This window comes from Mesorhizobium sp. dw_380, from assembly GCF_018588885.1.
Classification (GTDB): domain Bacteria; phylum Pseudomonadota; class Alphaproteobacteria; order Rhizobiales; family Rhizobiaceae; genus Mesorhizobium.
This window is the reverse complement of sequence record NZ_JAFFIW010000004.1, coordinates 226126-241246: the sequence shown is the minus strand read 5'-3', so window position 1 is coordinate 241246 and position 15121 is coordinate 226126. Positions and strand designations below refer to the sequence as shown.

The 15121-nt window shown below is 63.8% G+C and carries 13 protein-coding genes; 6 read left to right on the top strand and 7 right to left on the bottom strand.

All coding sequences use genetic code 11. The features are described from left to right. Positions 1-2 precede the first annotated feature (2 nt). Positions 3-908: a Flp pilus assembly protein CpaB gene (gene cpaB, locus JT360_RS06020; protein WP_214470693.1), complete on the bottom strand. Its 906-nt coding sequence runs from the start codon at positions 906-908 to the stop codon at positions 3-5. A gap of 258 nt (positions 909-1166) precedes the next feature. Between cpaB and parE the strand changes: the two genes are divergently transcribed. Next, positions 1167-3224: a DNA topoisomerase IV subunit B gene (parE, locus tag JT360_RS06015; RefSeq protein WP_214470692.1), complete on the top strand. Its 2058-nt coding sequence runs from the start codon at positions 1167-1169 to the stop codon at positions 3222-3224. A gap of 46 nt (positions 3225-3270) precedes the next feature. After that, positions 3271-5340, top strand: a complete 2070-nt coding sequence (locus JT360_RS06010) for an FUSC family protein (RefSeq protein WP_214470691.1) — start codon at positions 3271-3273, stop codon at positions 5338-5340. Here the strand turns inward: JT360_RS06010 and JT360_RS06005 are convergent. Next, positions 5337-6461, bottom strand: coding sequence for a DUF2336 domain-containing protein (locus JT360_RS06005; protein WP_214470690.1), 1125 nt, complete (start codon positions 6459-6461; stop codon positions 5337-5339). The genes JT360_RS06010 and JT360_RS06005 overlap by 4 nt on opposite strands. A 153-nt stretch (positions 6462-6614) precedes the next feature. On the opposite strand from JT360_RS06005, the gene JT360_RS06000 reads away from it, so the two are divergent. Next, positions 6615-7067 carry a MaoC family dehydratase gene (locus tag JT360_RS06000; protein WP_214470689.1) on the top strand — a complete coding sequence of 151 codons (453 nt, stop codon included), beginning with the start codon at positions 6615-6617 and terminating at the stop codon, positions 7065-7067. After that, positions 7067-7948: an HpcH/HpaI aldolase/citrate lyase family protein gene (locus JT360_RS05995; protein ID WP_214470749.1), complete on the top strand. Its 882-nt coding sequence runs from the start codon at positions 7067-7069 to the stop codon at positions 7946-7948. Before JT360_RS06000 ends, JT360_RS05995 begins: the two co-directional genes overlap by 1 nt. Before the next feature lie 12 nt (positions 7949-7960). On the opposite strand, the gene JT360_RS05990 is transcribed toward JT360_RS05995, so the two are convergent. The 3 genes from JT360_RS05990 to JT360_RS05980 all read right to left on the bottom strand — a co-directional run bounded on the left by JT360_RS05990 (position 7961) and on the right by JT360_RS05980 (position 9942). Beyond that, positions 7961-8635: a methyltransferase family protein gene (locus JT360_RS05990; RefSeq protein ID WP_214470688.1), complete on the bottom strand. Its 675-nt coding sequence runs from the start codon at positions 8633-8635 to the stop codon at positions 7961-7963. 113 nt (positions 8636-8748) lie between these two features. Beyond that, the gene (locus tag JT360_RS05985) at positions 8749-9357 is read right to left on the bottom strand and encodes a flavin reductase family protein (protein WP_214470687.1); all 609 of its coding nucleotides are present in this window, start codon (positions 9355-9357) and stop codon (positions 8749-8751) included. Then, the gene (locus JT360_RS05980; RefSeq protein WP_214470686.1) at positions 9358-9942 is read right to left on the bottom strand and encodes a nitroreductase family protein; all 585 of its coding nucleotides are present in this window, start codon (positions 9940-9942) and stop codon (positions 9358-9360) included. 153 nt (positions 9943-10095) lie between these two features. On the opposite strand from JT360_RS05980, the gene JT360_RS05975 reads away from it, so the two are divergent. Further along, positions 10096-11058 (top strand): RgsD C-terminal domain-containing protein, encoded by a 963-nt coding sequence (locus JT360_RS05975; protein ID WP_214470685.1) that lies wholly within the window; start codon positions 10096-10098, stop codon positions 11056-11058. 2 nt (positions 11059-11060) lie between these two features. On the opposite strand, the gene JT360_RS05970 is transcribed toward JT360_RS05975, so the two are convergent. Then, positions 11061-11999, bottom strand: coding sequence for a lysophospholipid acyltransferase family protein (locus JT360_RS05970; RefSeq protein WP_214470684.1), 939 nt, complete (start codon positions 11997-11999; stop codon positions 11061-11063). An 85-nt stretch (positions 12000-12084) separates the two neighbouring features. Next, entirely contained in the window at positions 12085-14061 is a 1977-nt protein-coding gene (gene thrS / locus JT360_RS05965) for a threonine--tRNA ligase (protein ID WP_214470683.1), read from the bottom strand. 220 nt (positions 14062-14281) lie between these two features. Here thrS and JT360_RS05960 point away from each other — a divergent pair, with 220 nt between their 5' ends. Continuing rightward, a complete protein-coding gene (locus JT360_RS05960; RefSeq protein WP_214470682.1) occupies positions 14282-15118 on the top strand; it encodes an SAM-dependent methyltransferase in 837 nt (278 codons plus the stop codon). Positions 15119-15121: the final 3 nt, after the last annotated feature.

The window sequence follows — 15121 nt, the reverse complement described above, 5'->3', positions numbered from 1 at the left end:
CTTTACTTCTGGTCCTTCGAAGGAACCTGATATTCCTCGGCTGTCGTCCCACGTGTCACGATGACCGTCCTGAACTTCGGCTTCTCAGGCTCCTTGATCACCGCATCGAACAGCGAGCCGGCCGCGGCCTGGGCTTTGCCCGCGACCGATCCGCCGAAGGAAGAGATGGTGGTGACGCCGTTCTTGCCGTCGCCGCCTTCGCTGGCGGAGCGCAGCGACAACGACAGCGTGCCGACCGTGCGGGCAAGCGCCACTTTCTGCGCGCCCTCGGTCGTCACCTCGAGGGTCACGGAATTGGCCACCTGCGGCGTGGTCTGGCGCACGTCGGCGCCCTGGCCGACGCTCAGCACCTTGGCGTCGGCGACGACGATTTCGGAGGTGATGGTCGAGCCGGCTGCCCCTTGCGCGTTCTTGGCGACTTCCTGGATTTCACCGGCATCGCGTGTCAGCACGACATCGACGCGGTCGCCCGGCGTGACGAAACCTCCGACGCCGGCGATCTCGTCGGTGCGGATTGTGACCGCCCGCATTCCGGGCGTCAGCATGTTGGAGAGCGTCGCGCGGCCGTTAGGCCCCGACAGCTTTGTCAGCAGCACCGGTTCGTTGACCTCGATCGGCGACAGCACAACGCGGCCACCATCGCCGAGCAATCCATCGATGGTGGCAAAGGCACCCTGCGGCAGCGAATCCTGCGGCCAGGGGATTTGGATCAGCTTGGCGCGGTCGAGTTCCATGCCATAGCGCAACGGCGCGCTCGCCACCACGATGGTCTTGAACTCGATCCTGGGCGCGGCCGGAGCAGCGATCGAAGCCGTTTTCTCCCCGGCATCGGCCTTGGCCTGGCTCTTGACCCAGAAATCCGCGGCAAAGATCGAGATCGCGCCGAAAACGGCGGCGATACCGATCATCGTTATGGCCTTGCCCCTCACGCCGAAACCCCTGCTGCCCGTCGTTTTCTTGTTATGTTGGGCTCACGCTAGGCGTCATTGTTAAAGAATCAGGAATCTTGCGCGGCGGCATTTGACCTATTTCGGCCGCCTTGGTTATCGAATGGTTTTAAGATAAGAGGGTTCAGATCCCCGAACGTAACAGGAACCTCCGTCGCTTGGCGCTGAAAAGCGTGGCAGTATCGGCGAGTGATTCGCAGCACCGGACTTATGGCAGGCATGGACGACAGCAACGACCTTTTCCGAGATCTGGACAAGCAGCCGCAGCCGGTTCGGGCGGCGGCGCGCCCGGCCGATCCACTGGTGAAGGCGGCGGCCAGGCGCCCCGCCGCAAGTCGTGACGGCTCGGAAGGCTACAGTGCCGCCGACATCGAGGTGCTCGAAGGGCTGGAGCCGGTGCGCCGCCGGCCGGGCATGTATATTGGCGGCACCGACGACAAGGCGATGCACCATCTGTTCGCCGAGGTCATCGACAATTCGATGGACGAGGCAGTCGCCGGTCATGCCACCTTCATCGATGTCGAACTCTCGGCCGACGGCTATCTCTCTGTCACCGACAATGGCCGCGGCATCCCGGTCGATCCGCATCCGAAATTCAAGAAGCCCGCGCTCGAAGTGATCATGACGACGCTGCATTCGGGCGGCAAGTTCGATTCCAAGGTCTACGAAACATCAGGCGGCCTGCACGGCGTGGGCGTGTCCGTGGTCAACGCCCTGTCGGACCATCTCGAGGTCGAAGTCGCGCGGGGCCGTCAATTATACCGTCAGCGCTTCTCGCGCGGCGTTCCGGTAAGCGGCCTGGAGCAGCTTGGCGAAATCCACAACCGGCGCGGCACCAAGATCCGCTTCCATCCGGACGAGCAGATCTTCGGCAAGGGCGCCGCATTCGAGCCGGCGCGGCTTTACCGCATGACGCGCTCGAAGGCGTATCTGTTCGGCGGCGTCGAGATCCGCTGGACCTGCGATCCCTCGCTGATCAAGGAAAAGGACCAGACGCCGGCGAAGGCGGAGTTCCATTTCCCTGGCGGCTTGAAGGACTATCTCAAGGCATCGCTGGGCGACGATTTCCAGGTGACGCGCGAAATCTTCGCCGGCAAGAGCGAGAAGCAGGGCGGCCATGGTTCGCTTGAATGGGCGGTGACCTGGTTCGGCGGCGACGGCTTCATCAATTCCTACTGCAACACCATCCCGACCGGCGAAGGCGGCACCCACGAAGCCGGCTTCCGCAACGTGCTGACGCGCGGTTTGCGCGCCTATGCCGACCTCGTCGGCAACAAGCGCGCCTCGATCGTCACCTCGGAAGACGTCATGATCTCGGCGGCGGGCATGCTGTCGGTGTTCATCCGCGAACCTGAATTCGTCGGCCAGACCAAGGACCGGTTGGCGACGATCGAGGCCATTCGGATTGTCGAGACCGCGATCCGCGATCCGTTCGACCATTGGCTGGCCGACAATCCGCAAGAGGCCTCGAAGCTGCTCGAATGGGTGATCGCGCGCGCCGACGAGAGGGTGCGCCGCCGCCAGGAAAAAGAAGTGTCGCGCAAGAGCGCCGTGCGCAAATTGCGCCTGCCGGGCAAGCTCGCCGACTGCACGCAGAACGCCGCTGCCGGCGCCGAACTCTTCATCGTCGAAGGCGACTCGGCCGGCGGCTCGGCCAAGCAGGCGCGCGACCGTGCCAGCCAGGCGGTGCTGCCGCTGCGCGGAAAAATCCTCAATGTCGCCAGCGCCGGCAACGACAAGCTGGCTGCCAACCAGCAGATATCGGACCTGATCCAGGCGCTCGGCTGCGGCACGCGCTCTAAGTACCGCGACGAGGATTTGCGCTACGACCGCGTGATCATCATGACCGACGCCGACGTCGACGGCGCCCACATCGCCTCGCTGCTGATCACCTTCTTCTACCAGGAGATGCCGGCGCTGGTGCGTGGCGGCCATCTCTATCTGGCAGTGCCGCCACTTTACTCGATCAGGCAAGGCGGCAAGGTCGCCTACGCCCGCGACGATGCCCACAAGGACGAGCTCCTGCGCACCGAATTCACCGGGCGCGGCAAGGTCGAGCTTGGCCGTTTCAAGGGCCTGGGCGAGATGATGGCGGCGCAGCTCAAGGAGACCACCATGGACCCGAGGAAGCGCACGCTGCTCAGGGTCGACGTGATCGACGCCGAGGCCGCGACCAAGGACGCGGTCGATGCGCTGATGGGCACCAAGCCGGAAGCCCGCTTCCGTTTCATCCAGGAACGCGCCGAATTCGCGGAGACGGAAGTGCTGGATATCTAGCGGCCAGCCGGTCCATAACACAGGCTCCAGTTGCGGAGACGAGTATGTGACCTGGGTGCGGCTGAAGGGCTACTTCGAGGCGAGTTTAGCCGGATTGACGCTGCCGACGCGTTCGGACTGGATTTTCGCGCTTCGCACTGTTTCGGCCGGCCTGATCGCACTTCTGGCTGCCTACGCCCTCAAGCTCGACCACCCGCAATGGGCGATGATGACGGTGTTCATCGTCGCCCAACCGGTCGCCGGCATGGTGCTGGCCAAGGGTTTTTACCGGTTGCTCGGCACGCTTGCCGGCGGCGTTGCGGCCATAGGGATCACCACCGTGTTCGGCACCAATCCATGGCTGCTGGTGACGGTGCTCGCCGTCTGGATCGGTATCTGCACCCTCGTCTCGTCGCTGCTGCGCAATCCCGAAGCCTATGGTGCGGCGCTTGCCGGTTACACCGCCATGATCATCGGCCTGCCCGCCTTCGGGCAGCCGCATCTGGTCGTCGACCTTGCCGTCGCGCGTTGCGCGGAGATCGCGCTCGGTATCGTCTGCGCCGGCCTGACCAGCCGCCTGATCCTACCGAAACTGGCCAGTGACGCCATTATTTCGCGGCTGAAACGCTGCATTCTCGATCTCGCTACCTATGCCGGCGGCGCGTTCTCCGGCGGCGATCCGGCAACGCTTTCCGGCCTGCACCGGAAGCTGGTCGCCGACACCCAGACGCTTGGCGAGATGCGCGCCTATGCCAGGCTCGAGGCACCGAGCTTCGCGCCCCGCGCCCACCCGGTGCGGCGCACCATCGGACAATTGCTCTCGGCGCTGTCGGCGGCACGCGCCCTGCATTCGCACGCAGCGCCAAAGAACGCGGCACTCATCCCGGTACGCGGCGAACTGCACACACTTGTCAGCGAACTGGCGGCCAAGCCCGGCGCGCTGGACGACACTGCCCCCTGGGTGGCACGGCTCGACGCGATTTCGGCGAAGGCCCGGCAAATGCCCGATGCCTCGACCGACCAGGGCGACGACAGGGTTGGCACCATCACCCGCCTCACAATCGCCGCGGATTTCGCCGAGGCGCTGAAGCAGGCGCTGCGCGGGCTCGATGCCCTACGCGCGCCGGTAACGCGCCGTCCGCGCCCCGGCAGCCGGCAGCCCGCGCTGGTGGTGCATCGCGACTATCCCGGCGCGGTGCGCAACGCCATCCGCGCCGCCCTTGCCACGCTGCTGGTCGCGGCGTTCTGGCTGACGACGAAATGGTCGGAGGCGGCCGGCACCGTCATTCTCGTTGCCGTCGTGTCGAGCCTGTTTGCCTCTCGCCCCGACCCTGTGCAGGTGTCCTGGGGTTTCTTCAAGGGAACACTGCTCGCTCTGCCCTTTGCCTTCCTCGTCGGCCAGATCGCGCTTCCCGCTTTGCCCGGCTTCGGCTGGTTCACGCTTTTTGTCGTGCCGATCCTGGTGCCGGCGGCGCTCGCCATGGCCAATCCGCGCTACGTTGGCGTGGCAACGGCCTTCGCCATCAACTTCCTCGCCTTCCTCAGTCCGCATCAGGCGATGACCTACGATCCCGGCCCCTTCCTCGCCGGCTCGGCATCCATCCTGGTCGGTATCCTGCTGGCGATCGGTGTCTTCATCATCGTGCTGCCTGCCGACCCATGGCTTGCGGCCAACCGCATCGTGCGGGCCATGCGCGAGGATTTGGCGAGGCTTTGCCTGCACGAGCGCGTGCCGAGACGTTCTGCCTTCGAGAGCCTCGCCTATGACCGGATCAACCAGCTGATGCCGCTGGTGCAGAATTCCGGCAGGACGGGCGAGGCGGTCCTGGGCGGCGGTGTGGCGGCAGTCACGGTCGGTCTCGAAATCCTGCGGCTGCGCGGTGCGAGCCGGAGCCACTCCATCCCGCCCGAGACCGCGCTTTCAATCGCCAACTTCCTGAGGGGATTGGCGCGCGAACTGCTCTTCCGCGCGCCCGGCGATCCAAGGACATCCACCGTCGCCGTCGCCCGGCATTACGCGGCAGGCATCGCCCAGCGAAACGCCACCGGCGAATTGCTGCAGGTCGCGGCATCGCTGCGCATTATAGCCGCCGCAATGGAAGATTTTCCGGATTTTTTTGCGAGAGATAAGGCTTAGGCCGCCGCGATCGCCAGCGCGTGGCCGCGCGCGTTCTCGCGCAGTGCGTCGAGATGGATCGACTTAACCAGAGCGGCAAGATCGCCTTCCGCGGATTGCCCGCCCAAGTCCTTGAGCATCAGCCAGCTGACTTCCTGCACGCCGGCGACGCGCTTGCCATTGGCGACCTCCCGCCAGATTTTCAGCGCACGCAGGATGATCGCATGTGTGGCGGCAGCCAGGCCGGCGCTGCGGAACAGCGCCTGCAAGGCGACATCGTGCCCGCCGGCCAGCAGCGCTCTCACCCGCTGCTCGGATTGCTGGCCGAGCGCCACCAGCGTCGAGCCGAAGAAGTCGACCTTGCCATGCGCAATGGTGCGGATGAGGAAGCTGGCGGTGAGATCGCCGCGCAGCCTGAGATGTTCGATCAGCGCCGCGTGTTCTTCCTGGCGCGTGCCTTCGATCAGCGTCACGGAAGCCTTGACGCAGGCGTCCCGCATGACGCGATCGGCACGCGCTGCTCCCATCAAAGCCATGACCAGCGGCGATGTCTTCAATGTCTCGCCGAGTTTGATGAGCAGCATATGACGGCAGTCGGCCGGCAGCCTGATATCCGATATCAGCGCCTCGCGCACCAGGGGGAGATGCCCGTGGCGTTCGGCCATGCGGCGGAAGCTCAGCGAAGCGATCGCGGCACCGCTGTTGGCCAGCAGAACCGCGCAGGCTTCCGCCTCGCCGATCTCGGCGATGGCCGCCGACAACGCCATCGAGACGAGCGGACGGTCGGCGATCAGCTTCTGCGTCGCCTTCTGGCTCGCCGCCACGCGGCTGATCAGATCGGCGTCGGTAAGCAGCGGCGAGCGCGCCAGCACCACACCGGCGACCTCCGGCTGGTCCGACGCCAGCGCACTGATGATCTGGAGCGGCGCGTGGTGGCTCATCGAGAGCGCTTCGGCCATTGCCAGCCGCACCTTCGACGAGGCATCGTCGAGCAGCAGCGTCAGCGCCGCCTCGGCGGCGCAGCGGTCCTCGAACGGCAATTCGGAATTGACATAGGCCCGGGCCAGTGCGCTTGCCGCGGCTGCGCGCTCCGACACCCTGGCCGTGTAGATCCATTTCAGGAAATGCGAAACAACTACCATGCCCGTCTGCTAACGCCCCTTGCCGGAAGGTTTCCGGCCCCGTTGGAGACGGTAGGCAGAAATGGTTTACGAACGGTTCACCATGTTCATTAACTGGCTTGCGAGCGCCAGATGCAGCGCCTATCAACCGTCGATCAATGGAGGAAACAGAAAATGGCCGGGCTTTATCTCGAAGAGTTCGTCGTCGGCCATGTCTTTCAGCACACGCTGCGCAAGACCGTGACCGAGAGCGACAACATGCTGTTTTCGGTGATGACGCTGAACCCGCAACCTCTCCATATCGACTTCGATTTCGCCGCTAAGAGCGAGTGGGGCAAGCCGCTCGTCAACTCGCTGTTCACGCTGGGCCTGATGATCGGCATTTCGGTCAATGACATCACCGTCGGCACGACGGTCGCCAATCTCGGCATGAAGGAAACCGTGTTTCCGCATCCGGTCTTCCATGGCGACACCATCCGCGTCGAGACCACAGTCATCTCGGCAAGGGAATCGAAATCGAAGCCGGATCGTGGCATCGTCGAATTCGAGCACCGCGCCTACAACCAGCATGGCGACCTCGTCGCCAAATGCGTCAGGCAAGCGATGATGCTGAAGAAGGCCGCCTGATGCGCTCGATGCTGTTTGTCCCCGGCGATTCCGAGCGGAAGCTGGAGAAAGGCTTTGGCGCCGGTGCCGACGTGATCATCGTCGATCTCGAAGACTCCGTGGCGCCGCAGAACAAGGCAACGGCGCGCGAAATCGCGGCACGCTTCATCATCGAACGCAGGGGCCAGACCAGCCCGGCAATCTATATCAGAGTCAACGACCTCTCGACCGGGTTGACGGACGAGGATCTTGCCGCGCTCGTTCCGGCGAAGCCGCACGGCATCATGCTGCCGAAGTCGAACAGCGGCCAGGATGTGCAGCACCTCTCGGCAAAGCTCCGCGTTCACGAGGCTGAAAGCGGCCTGACCGACGGAACGATCAAAATCCTGCCGATCATCACCGAAACCCCCGCGGGCGCGCTGGCCGCCGCCACCTATGCCGGCGCAAGCACACGGCTCGCCGGCGTCACGTGGGGTGCGGAAGACCTGTCGGCGGCGATCGGCGCTCGCGCCGCCCGCGACGAGCATGGCCGCTACACCGACGTCTTCCGCTTCGCCCGCACCATGACCATCCTTGCGGCCGGCGCCGCGGAGGTGGCGGCAATCGACACGGTGTTTCCGAATTTTCGAGACATGGCGGCCTTCTCCGCTGAGTGTGCCGAGGCCGAGCGGGATGGCTTCACCGGCAAGATGGCGATCCATCCCAACCAGGTGCCGGTCATCAACAAGGCCTTCACACCGTCGATCGAAGCCGTGAGGCAATCGGCGGCCATCGTCGCCGCCTTCGAGGCGGCGGGAAATCCCGGCGTCGTCGGCATCGACGGCAAGATGTATGACCGGCCGCATCTGCGGTTGGCCGAACGGCTTCTGGCGCGCGCCAAGGCCGCAGGGATTTCCGGCTAGACTTCGGAATCGCTACCAGACCATCGGGATCAGGCGGTAGCGAACATTGGCTGCGTAGTCGTCATAGCCGCGCAGGCCAGTGCGAAGCGTGTTCTCTTCGATGAAGATGCGGATGGCCAGGAGAACGATGAATACGAGCACCAATGCCAGTCCCCACCAGGAGCCAAGCAGGAGTGCCGTGCCGGCGAAGAAGAGAATGGCGCCGGCATACATCGGATGGCGGACGTAGCTGTACGGACCCGTGCTGATCACGTGCTGTCCACGCTCATCCTGGATCTTCACGACGGGCGCCGCGAAGCTGTTCTCCAGCATGGTCAGGTAGCAGATCCAGATTCCGATCAGCAGGATCAGCGCGCCGACAACCTGCGCCCAGACGGGAACCGGCGACCAGCCGAAACGGAAATCGAATCCCATGAAGATCTGCCACCCAAAAATGGCGAGCAGAAGTATGGACAGCAGGACCTTGTCGGCAGCGGTCTGATTCTTCTGGATGGGAGAACTCAGCCGCTCATTCATCAGGCCAGGATCGCGCCGCGCCATCGTCACGCCCAAGGTGAAACTGAGCCCGACCATCACGACCAGATAGACCCACGCCGCCGGCCAAGCAAGCGTGCCGGCCGACAGGAAGAGCAAGGCGCCCATGACGCCGAACCAGATGAATGTCTGAAGGACCAATTTCGCGATCATGATCGACCTTCCACGATATGCCCCCCGCAGGCATAGACCAGTAGTCTAGTGCGGGCCGTCATGATCGCCAGGCGGCGAACAAACGCCGGCAAGGCCGGACGAGTGCGGAGCCCTTATTCCTCGCCCCAGCGCGGCCGGCGCATCGAAAAGACCTCGTTGACGCTGGCATAGTCCATATAGCCGAGACGAGCCACGTTGCCGGCCTTGGTGATGTCGAACAGCCCCTCCGTCAGGAAGGCATCGTCAATGTGCACGCCGACCACTTCGCCGGCGACGACGACGGCACTGGTTGGCGTTCCGTCCAGCGCCTTTGGGCGAAAGACTTCCGTCACCCGCCATTCGAGCGCGGCAGGCGCTGCCGCCACGCGCGGCGGCCTGACGAGGCGCGAAGGCGCCATGGCGAGGTCGGCATAGACGAACTCGTTGACGCCGCGCGGCGCGTTGACGGACGTGTAATTCATCTTCTCCGCAAGGTCGCGGCTGACCAGATTGGCGACGAACTCGCCGGTCTCCTGGGCAAAGGTCGCGCTGTCCTTCTCGCCCTCCGAGGAGAACCAGACGATGAAGGGGCGCGTCGAAACCGCATTGAAGAAGGAGTATGGTGCGAGATTGATCTCGCCCGCTCTGTTCAGCGTCGATATCCAGCCGATAGGGCGCGGCGCCACGATCGCCTTCGACGGATCATGCGGCAGCCCGTGGCCCTTGGACGGCTCGTAGAACATTCAGCCGGCCCAGGGCCCCGAGTAATCCGCGTAGAGCTTTGCCGGATCAGGCCGTGGCCGCTCAGGCGCCGGGCCGGCATAAGATCCGATATGGATGAAACCGATAACGCGCTCCTGCGGCGCCAGTCCGAGCACCGCCCTGCCCTCCGGCACGTCGGAATACCAGTTGCTGATCATGTTGGTGCCATAGCCCAGCGCATTGGCAGCAAGCATCAGGTTCATCGCCGCCATGCCGCCTGACAGGAACATCTCCCATTGCGGGATTTTTGGGTTGTCCTTCGGCACCGAAACGACGCCGATCACCAGCGGCGCGCGCGAGAACCGAGCCAGTTCCTGGTTGCGGCGGCCCTCGGGCAGCGGCCCTTCCCGCCGTTCGGCAAGCTCCGCCAGCTTCCTGCCGATCTCGACGCGGGCATCGCCGCGATAGAGGATGAAGCGCCAGGGCTCGAGCCGGCCATGATCGGGCACGCGCGTGGCGGCGGCAATCATCATTGCGATATCGGCATCGCTGGGCGCCGGCTCCTTGAGATCTGGAATCGGGGCTGAATTTCGGGTCAGCAGGAAGTCGATGATCGGCGACGCCATGGACGCAAGTCTCCTAGACACTCTGTTTTGAGCTGAAGCGCACCATCGCGAAGTCGGGCGGCTCGGGCAAAGGCGCGCAAGCGCCAGCTGAAGAGTCACGGATCGGACTCTTAAGCCTTGAAATTGCCACCGCCATGGGCTTCAACGCAAGGCATGTTTGAGGGGCGACTGCGTCTTTTCCTGGTCCGGCTCTGCGCCGCGCTGTTCCTGCTGCCGGTCTCCATGGCTGTCGCGCAGGAAAAGGACGGCGTCAGCGACCTGAAACTTCCCGGAATTTCGAGCTATGCGACGCCCAAGAGCGAAACGTCGCTTGCGCTAAGCGGCGGCGGCGCCATCACGCTTTCTGCCCAGCTGACCGACAAGGGCGCCGACATCACCCGCGGCCTCGTCTGGCGTGTCTTCAAGCCCGAAGCCGTCAACGGCAAATTACCGATGGTGGCGTCCGCGCATGGCGGCACGGCCGTCTTCCAGCTCGAACCCGGCAGCTATCTGGTTCATGCCTCCTATGGCCGCGCCGGCGCCACCAAGCGCATCACAGTCGGCAAGGATACCAAACGAGAAAGCGTCGTGCTCGACGCCGGCGGCCTGAAGCTCGACGCGGTTCTGTCCGGCGGCGTGCGCATACCGCCGAAGAAACTGCGCTTCTCGATCTATGAAGGCCATGCCGAGCCCAATGGCGATCGTGCCCTGATCATTCCGGACGTCGAACCCAACAGCGTCGTACGGCTCAATGCCGGCATCTATCACGTCGTCTCGACCTATGGCGCGGTCAACGCGGTCATCCGCTCCGACATCCGCGTCGAGGCCGGCAAGCTGACTGAAGCCACCGTCGAGCATCACGCCGCCGAGATCACGATGAAGCTGGTGCGCGAAGCCGGCGGCGAAGCGATCGCCGACACGTCGTGGTCGCTGCTCAACGAATCCGGCGATCCGATCAAAGAGACCGTCGGCGCCTTCGCCTCGATGGTGCTTGCCGAAGGCGACTACACCATCATCGCCAAGAACCGCGACCGCATCTACCAAAAGGATTTCACGGTCGTGGGCGGACAGAACCAGGAAATCGAGGTTCTGGCGACCGAGGCGGCGGCGATGGATCCTGAGGAAGGCGCGGACTAGCCTCAGGCAGCCAGCTTGATCCGCGCCGGCAGGAATCGGAGCCGGCGGCGCGGCAGGGCCGGCGCCAGATCGAACACCCCGCGGTAAAGGCGATCGAGCAACGCCTTGCGCTCGCGCAGCGGCTCAAGCTCGCTCCAGCTCAGCACGTCGCCGACGCGCACGTCGATCGCCTTGCCGGACAGCCGTGCGAATTCTCGGATCAGCAGTGACGTGCGCAAGGTCAACGACGCCTTGCCGACAAACCTCGCCACGCGTCCGTCGCGCTCAGCCATGTTCATAGGCCCGCTGACCAGATGGAACAGCCTGCCGTTCTGTCCGGAAAAATGCATGGGAACGACCGACGCCTTCGCCTCTTGGACGAGACGGGCCGGAAACATCTTCCATGGCAGATCGCGCGCCCGGCCAAAGCCCTTTGGCGCGGTGGCGACGCCGCCAGCCGGAAACACCACGATGGTGACGCCTTCCCTAAGCAGCCGCACCGCTTCATGGCGCACGGCCATGTTGTTCCTCAGCGCGTCCTTGGTCTCGGAAAAGTCGATCGGCAGCGAATAGGGTTCCATCTCACGGATCTTCAGCAGATCCTTGTGGATCATCACCCGGAACGGCCGCCCGAGCTGCTCGGCGAGCGAGAGGACGGCGATGCCGTCGCCAATGCCGAAGGGATGATTGGCGACGATCACAAGCGGGGTATCAGGCAGTTGTGCGGGCGGCCATTGGTCGGGAGTTCGCACCCCGACATCGATCAGTTCGAGCATGCGGCTGAACACGCACTCGCCGGTCGGCACGACCTGGCGGCGCCAGAAATCATAGAGCGCGGCAAAGCGATCGCGGCCCGAAAGGCCTTCGACCGAATGAATGAACCAACGCGTCAACGCCGGCTGGCGCGGATTGGCATAGGAAAGCTCGGGAAAGGGTCGTTCGCGCAATTTCAGCTTGAGCATGGGGGCTCGTTACAAGGTTGGCGTGACAGGGATATGAAAATGGCGGTGGATCGCTCCACCGCCATTCGATCGAAAACGTATTGAATCAGGCCGCGCGCTTGCGCCGGCGATCGGGTGTGACCGCTTCTTCGGCCAGCCGTTCGACCGCCTGGGCGAGGCCAAGCGACTCCTGGTCACGCGATCCCAGGCGGCGCATGTTGACCGTCTGCTCCTCCGCCTCGCGCTTGCCGCAGACGAGGATGACCGGAACCTTGGCCAGCGAATGTTCGCGCACCTTGTAGTTGATCTTCTCGTTGCGCAGATCCGCTTCCGCCAACAAGCCGGCGGCCTTCAGTTTTGCCACCACCTCGGTCGCATAGCCGTCGGCGTCGGATGTGATCGTCGCCACCACCACCTGCAGCGGTGCGAACCACAGCGGGAAATGACCCGAATAGTTCTCGATCAGGATACCGAGGAAACGCTCCATCGAACCGCAGATGGCGCGGTGCACCATGACAGGCTGCTTCTTCTCGGAATCTGAGCCGATGTAGAAGGCACCGAAGCGTTCGGGCAGGTTGAAGTCGACCTGCGTCGTGCCGCACTGCCATTCGCGGCCGATGGCGTCCTTCAGCACATATTCGAACTTCGGCCCGTAAAAGGCGCCCTCGCCCGGATTGATCGAGGTCTTGATCCGATTGCCGGACCTTGTCCTGATCGTCTCCAGCACGCTGCCCATGATCGCCTCGGCATGATCCCAAGCCTCGTCGGTGCCGACGCGCTTGTCCGGTCGCGTCGACAGCTTGACGCTAATCTCGTCAAAACCGAAATCGGCATAGGTCGACAGGATCAAATCGTTGATGCGCAGGCATTCCGACGCCAATTGCTCCTCGGTGCAGAAGATGTGGGCGTCGTCCTGCGTGAAGCCACGCACGCGCATCAGCCCGTGCAACGCGCCCGACGGTTCGTAGCGATGCACATTGCCGAATTCCGCAAGTTTTACGGGTAGATCGCGATATGACTTCAACCCATGCTTGAAGATCTGCACGTGGCCCGGGCAGTTCATCGGCTTCAGCGCGAAGACGCGGTCGTCGTCGGTATCGTCGCCGGCAACCGTCACCTTGAACATGGCGTCGCGATACCAGCCCCAATGGCCTGACGTCTCCCACAGGCTTTTGTCGAGCACCTGCGGCGCGTTGACCTCCTGATAGCCCTGCTCGTCGAGGCGGCGGCGCATGTAGTTGACCAGGTTCTGGAACATCTTCCAGCCCTTGGCGTGCCAGAAGACGACGCCCGGACCCTCTTCCTGGAAATGAAACAGGTCCATTTCGCGGCCGAGCTTGCGATGGTCGCGCTTCTCCGCCTCCTCCAGCATCATCTGGTAGGCGTCGAGCTGCGCCTGGTCGGCCCAGGCCGTGCCATAGATGCGGGTCAGCATCGGGTTGTTCGAGTCGCCGCGCCAATAGGCCCCGGCTACCTTCATCAGCTTGAAAGCGTTGCCGATCTGGCCGGTCGAGGCCATGTGCGGACCACGGCAAAGGTCGAACCAGTCGCCTTGAGCATAGATCTTGAGATCCTGGTCCTCGGGAATGGCGTCGATAAGCTCGAGCTTGTAGCGCTCGCCCTTGTCGGCGAAGACCTTTTTTGCCTTCTCGCGCGACCAGGCCTCCTTGGTGAACGGCTTGTTGCGCGCGATGATCTCGCGCATCTTCTTCTCGATCACCGGAAAGTCGTCGGGCGTGAACGGCTCGTTGCGGGCGAAGTCGTAGTAGAACCCGTTCTCGATCACCGGCCCGATGGTCACCTGCGTCCCCGGCCATAGTTCCTGCACGGCTTCCGCCAGCACATGTGCGGTGTCATGGCGAATGAGCTCCAGCGCGCGCGGATCGTCGCGGGTGATGATCTCGACCTTGCCGGACTTGCCGAGCGGGTCGCTGAGGTCGCACAACGTGCCGTCGATGGCGTAGGCAACGGCCTTCTTGGCCAGCGACTTCGAGATCGATTCGGCGAGACCGGCACCGGTCATCGCCGCGTCGTAGTCGCGGACGGAGCCATCGGGAAATGTCAGGGAAACAGAATTCAGCATGCGTATCTCCTATCCAGTCCCACAAACGAGCGCGGGTGGTCGTGGGGTAAAGCCGGATGCGCCAATCTCATGGACAAACGGCAGCGGGCGGGTTTTAGAGGCAGTGCCGGGCCAGGTAAAGAGCGCCGAATGGCCTGGCTGTCAGGAAATGTCGCCAGAGATGTCGCACGCCCGTCGCCCAAGCTTGCGAATATTCCCGCAATAGCCTGGAATTGTCGATATGGAAGACGCAATACCCAGCCGAACCGCCCTCCGCGTCGCGCGCTTAAGGGCACTCCATCAGTTTTCACCGCAGGCGGGGCTGTTTCGCGATCGCTACGCGATCGCGATTCTGGGCGAAGCTGCGCCCGTGGCACAGGAGCTCGAGCAGGAAGACGAGCGCAGCCGGCGCATGCGCCTGTTCATGGCGGCGCGCGCCCGGATCGCCGAGGATTGGCTGGCGGCGGCGGTGCGTCGCGGCATCCGGCAACTCGTCGTGCTTGGCGCCGGACTCGACACGTTTTCGCTACGCAACCCATATTCGGATCTGAGCGTGTTCGAAGTCGACCACCCGGCCACGCAGGCCTGGAAACGCAAGTGCATTGCCGATGCTGGTCTCGCCGAGCCTCCCGCCACCAAATTCGTGCCGGTCAATTTCGAGCGGCAAAGCCTGTCCGTGGAACTGGCACAGGCCGGTTTGCGGTCAACCGAGCCAAGCTTCTTCATCTGGCTGGGTGTCGTGCCTTATCTGACGCAAGATGCGATCTTCGGAACGCTGTCGTGGATTGCCGGCATCCCCGGCTCGGAGGTTGCCTTCGACTATAGTGAACCGGTTGAGAACCGCGATCTGGCAGGACAGGCAACCCTGGCCTTCCACGCGGCTCGCGTAGCTGCGGTCGGGGAGCCGTGGATCAGCTTCTTCGTTCCCGCCGAGCTGGCGAAATCCCTGACTGACCTAGGCTTCGACGAGATCGAAGATCTCGAGAGCGGCGATATCGCCGCCCGCCTTTCCAGGGCCCCGAAGAGAAAGGCGAGCAATTCCGGCGGCCACATCATCCGTGCGCGCCGGAGCGCCTGACCA

Bases quoted from the DNA above. Each gene is read 5' to 3' on its own strand.
- cpaB (WP_214470693.1), bottom strand. From the start codon at position 908: ATGATCGGTATCGCCGCCGTTTTCGGCGCGATCTCGATCTTTGCCGCG.
- parE (WP_214470692.1), top strand. From the start codon at position 1,167: ATGGACGACAGCAACGACCTTTTCCGAGATCTGGACAAGCAGCCGCAG.
- JT360_RS06005 (WP_214470690.1), bottom strand. From the start codon at position 6,461: ATGGTAGTTGTTTCGCATTTCCTGAAATGGATCTACACGGCCAGGGTG.
- JT360_RS06000 (WP_214470689.1), top strand. From the start codon at position 6,615: ATGGCCGGGCTTTATCTCGAAGAGTTCGTCGTCGGCCATGTCTTTCAG.
- JT360_RS05995 (WP_214470749.1), top strand. From the start codon at position 7,067: ATGCGCTCGATGCTGTTTGTCCCCGGCGATTCCGAGCGGAAGCTGGAG.
- JT360_RS05990 (WP_214470688.1), bottom strand. From the start codon at position 8,635: ATGATCGCGAAATTGGTCCTTCAGACATTCATCTGGTTCGGCGTCATG.
- JT360_RS05985 (WP_214470687.1), bottom strand. From the start codon at position 9,357: ATGTTCTACGAGCCGTCCAAGGGCCACGGGCTGCCGCATGATCCGTCG.
- JT360_RS05980 (WP_214470686.1), bottom strand. From the start codon at position 9,942: ATGGCGTCGCCGATCATCGACTTCCTGCTGACCCGAAATTCAGCCCCG.
- JT360_RS05975 (WP_214470685.1), top strand. From the start codon at position 10,096: ATGTTTGAGGGGCGACTGCGTCTTTTCCTGGTCCGGCTCTGCGCCGCG.
- JT360_RS05970 (WP_214470684.1), bottom strand. From the start codon at position 11,999: ATGCTCAAGCTGAAATTGCGCGAACGACCCTTTCCCGAGCTTTCCTAT.
- thrS (WP_214470683.1), bottom strand. From the start codon at position 14,061: ATGCTGAATTCTGTTTCCCTGACATTTCCCGATGGCTCCGTCCGCGAC.
- JT360_RS05960 (WP_214470682.1), top strand. From the start codon at position 14,282: ATGGAAGACGCAATACCCAGCCGAACCGCCCTCCGCGTCGCGCGCTTA.